The sequence below is a fragment of the Paractinoplanes rishiriensis genome, from assembly GCF_016862375.1.
GTDB classification, from domain to species: domain Bacteria; phylum Actinomycetota; class Actinomycetes; order Mycobacteriales; family Micromonosporaceae; genus Actinoplanes; species Actinoplanes rishiriensis.
In genome coordinates this window covers 1-3,502 of the sequence record NZ_BOMV01000145.1, presented here as the reverse complement: position 1 = coordinate 3,502, position 3,502 = coordinate 1, and the positions used below count along the sequence as shown (strand labels likewise).

At 69.6% G+C, this 3,502-nt stretch carries 1 protein-coding gene and 1 pseudogene; both read left to right on the top strand.

Going from position 1 to position 3,502, the window contains the following annotated elements:
* Window positions 1-3,174: nitrate reductase subunit alpha (locus tag Ari01nite_RS49220; protein ID WP_203791649.1), on the top strand; the 3,174-nt coding region annotated here is incomplete at its 5' end.
* Window positions 3,174-3,502, top strand: a pseudogene (gene narY, locus Ari01nite_RS49215) (nitrate reductase subunit beta); the annotation flags it as partial. The gene Ari01nite_RS49220 and the pseudogene narY, both read left to right, overlap by 1 nt.

Here is a 3,502-nt window from a genome sequence, read left to right as displayed (position 1 = left end):
GTGCGGGCCACCTGGGACGAGGCCACCGAGATGATCGCGGCGGCGCACGTGCACACGATCAAGGAGTACGGGCCGGACCGGCTGGCCGGGTTCTCGCCGATCCCGGCCATGTCGATGGTGTCGCACGCGGCCGGCGCCCGGTTCTACAACCTGCTCGGCGGGGCCATGCTGTCGTTCTACGACTGGTACGCCGACCTGCCGGTGGCCTCGCCGCAGATGTTCGGCGACCAGACCGACGTGCCCGAGTCGGGCGACTGGTGGGACGCCGGCTACCTGATCATGTGGGGCTCGAACCTGCCGGTTACCCGGACCCCGGACGCGCACTGGATGGCCGAGGCGCGGTACCGCGGCCAGAAGGTGATCGCCGTGGCGCCGGACTACGCGGACAACGTGAAGTTCGCCGACGAGTGGCTGGCACCGGCGCCGGGCACCGACGGGGCGCTGGCAATGGCGATGGGACACGTCATCCTGAAGGAGTTCTTCGTCGACCGGCCGACCGGCTACTTCACCGACTACGTCACCAAGTACACCGACCTGCCGTTCCTGGTGACCCTGGACGACGCCGGCGACGGCACGTACAAGCCGGGCAAGATGCTCACCGCGGCCCAATTGCCCGGAGCGCTGGCGGCCACTGAGCACGCCGCGTTCAAGACCGTGCTGTTCGACGCGGATGGGATGCCCGTGGTGCCGAACGGCTCGCTCGGCTACCGGTACGGGCCGGCCGGCGCCGGGAAGTGGAACCTCGACCTCGGCGACGTGCGGCCGCTGCTGTCCGTCACCGGCGGCAAGGAGCCCGCGGTCGAGGTCGTGCTGCCACGCTTCGACACCTCCTCCGGGGCCGCCGCGCACATGCGGCGCGGCGTCCCGGTCCGGCGGATCGGCGACCACGTGGTCACCACCGTGTTCGACCTGCTGCTCGCCCAGTACGGAGTGGCTCGCGACGGGCTGCCCGGCACCTGGCCCACCGGCTACGACGACGCCGCCGAGCCGTACACCCCGGCCTGGCAGGAGACCATCACCGGGGTGCCCGGGGTGGCCGCCGCCCGGATCGCCCGGGAGTTCGCGGCGAACGCCGAGGAGTCCCGCGGCCGGTCGATGATCATCATGGGTGCGGGCACCAACCACTGGTTCCACTCCGACACGATCTACCGGTCGTTCCTGACGCTGACCACGCTGACCGGGTGCCAGGGCGTCAACGGCGGCGGCTGGGGGCACTACGTCGGCCAGGAGAAGGTCCGCCCGATCACCGGCTACAGCGTGCTGGGCACGGCCTCGGACTGGTCCCGGCCGGGCCGGCAGATGATCCAGACGGCGTACTGGTATCTGCACACCGACCAGTACCGCTACGACCCGTTCTCGGCGGCCACGCTGACCGCGGCCGGCGAGGACAGCGCGTTCGCCGGCCGGTCGACCGCGGATCTGATCGCGGCCTCGGCGCGGATGGGCTGGATGCCGTCGGTGCCGCACTTCAACCGCAACCCGCTCGACCTGGCCGACGAGGCGGCCGCGTCCGGCGAACCGGTGGCCGACCACATCGTGCGCCGGCTGACCGGCGGCGACCTGCGGTTCGCCTGCGAGGACCCGGACGCGCCGGAGAATTTCCCCCGGGTGCTCACCGTGTGGCGGGCCAACCTGCTGGGCTCGTCGGCCAAGGGCAACGAGTACTTCCTGCGGCATCTGCTCGGCACCGATCACGCCGTACGGGCAAAAGAAGCACCACCCGGCAGCCGCCCCACCGACCTGAAGTGGCACGAGCAGGCGCCCACCGGCAAGCTCGACCTGCTGCTCAGCCTCGACTTCCGGATGACCTCGACCACGATCTACTCCGACGTGGTGCTGCCGGCTGCGACCTGGTACGAGAAGCACGACCTGAACACCACCGACATGCACCCGTTCGTGCACTCGTTCAACCCGGCCATCGCGCCGCCCTGGCAGACCCGCACCGACTGGGACGCGTTCATGACCATCGCGCGGGCGTTCAGCGACCTCGCGCGCGACCACCTGGGCACCCGTACCGACGTGGTGGCCGCGCCGCTGCTGCACGACACCCCGGACGAACTCGCCTGTCCGCATGGCCGGGTCACCGACTGGAAGCGCGGCGAGTGCGAACCGGTGCCCGGCCGCACGATGCCCAAGCTGGTGCAGGTCGAGCGCGACTACCCGGCGGTGGCCGACAAGATGGCCTCGCTCGGCCCGCTGCTGGACACGCTCGGCGCCACCACCAAGGGCGTCACCTTTCAGGTCGGCCGCGAGCTGGAGTACCTGCGGCACAAGAACGGCGTGGCCAGGAACGGCCGGCCGTCGATCGCCCGGGACGTGCAGGCCTGCGAGGCGATCCTGGCGCTGTCCGGCACCACCAACGGGCACCTGGCCACCCAGGGCTTCCACCAGTTGGAGGAGCGCACCGGGATGAAGCTCGCCGACCTGTCGGCCGAGCACGAGGGCAAGCAGATCACGTTCGCCGACACCCAGTCCCGGCCGACCCCGGTGATCACCTCGCCGGAGTGGTCCGGGTCGGAGTCCGGCGGCCGGCGCTACTCGCCGTTCGTGATCAACGTGGAGCGGCTCAAGCCCTGGCACACGCTCAGCGGCCGGCAGTCGTTCTATCTCGACCACGACTGGATGGCCGACCTGGGCGAGTGGCTGCCGGTCTACCGCCCGCCGCTGAACATGAACGCGCTGTTCGGCGAGCCGAAAGTCGGCGACCAGGGCGAGCTGGGAATCACGGTGCGGTACCTGACGCCGCACAACAAGTGGTCGATCCACTCCGAGTACCAGGACAACCTGTTCATGCTCTCGCTGTCCCGCGGCGGCCAGACGATCTGGATGTCGAAGGAGGACGCCGCCAAGATCGGGGTGGCCGACAACGACTGGATCGAGGCGGTCAACCGCAACGGGGTGGTGGTGGCCCGGGCGATCGTGTCGCACCGGATGCCGGAGGGCACGGTCTACATGCACCACGCCCAGGACCGGCTGATCGACGTGCCGCGCACCGAGACCAACGGGCGGCGCGGCGGCATTCACAACTCGCTGACCCGGTTGCTGATCAAACCGTCGCACCTGATCGGCGGCTACGCCCAGCTGTCCTTCGCGTTCAACTACCTCGGCCCGACCGGCAACCAGCGCGACGAGGTGACCGTCATTCGCCGCCGTTCACAGGAGGTGGAGTACTGATGCGCGTGATGGCTCAGATGGCGATGGTGATGAACCTCGACAAGTGCATCGGCTGCCACACCTGCTCGGTCACCTGCAAGCAGGCGTGGACCAACCGCAGCGGCGTCGAGTACGTCTGGTTCAACAACGTCGAGACCCGGCCCGGGCAGGGCTATCCGCGCCGCTACGAGGACCAGGAGACGTGGCGCGGCGGCTGGACGCTCAACCGGCGCGGCCGGCTGACCCTCAAGGGCGGCGGGCGGTTCAAGAAGCTGCTCAGCATCTTCAGCAATCCGAAGCTGCCGGCTATCCAGGACTACTACGAGCCATGGACGTACGACTACGAGAC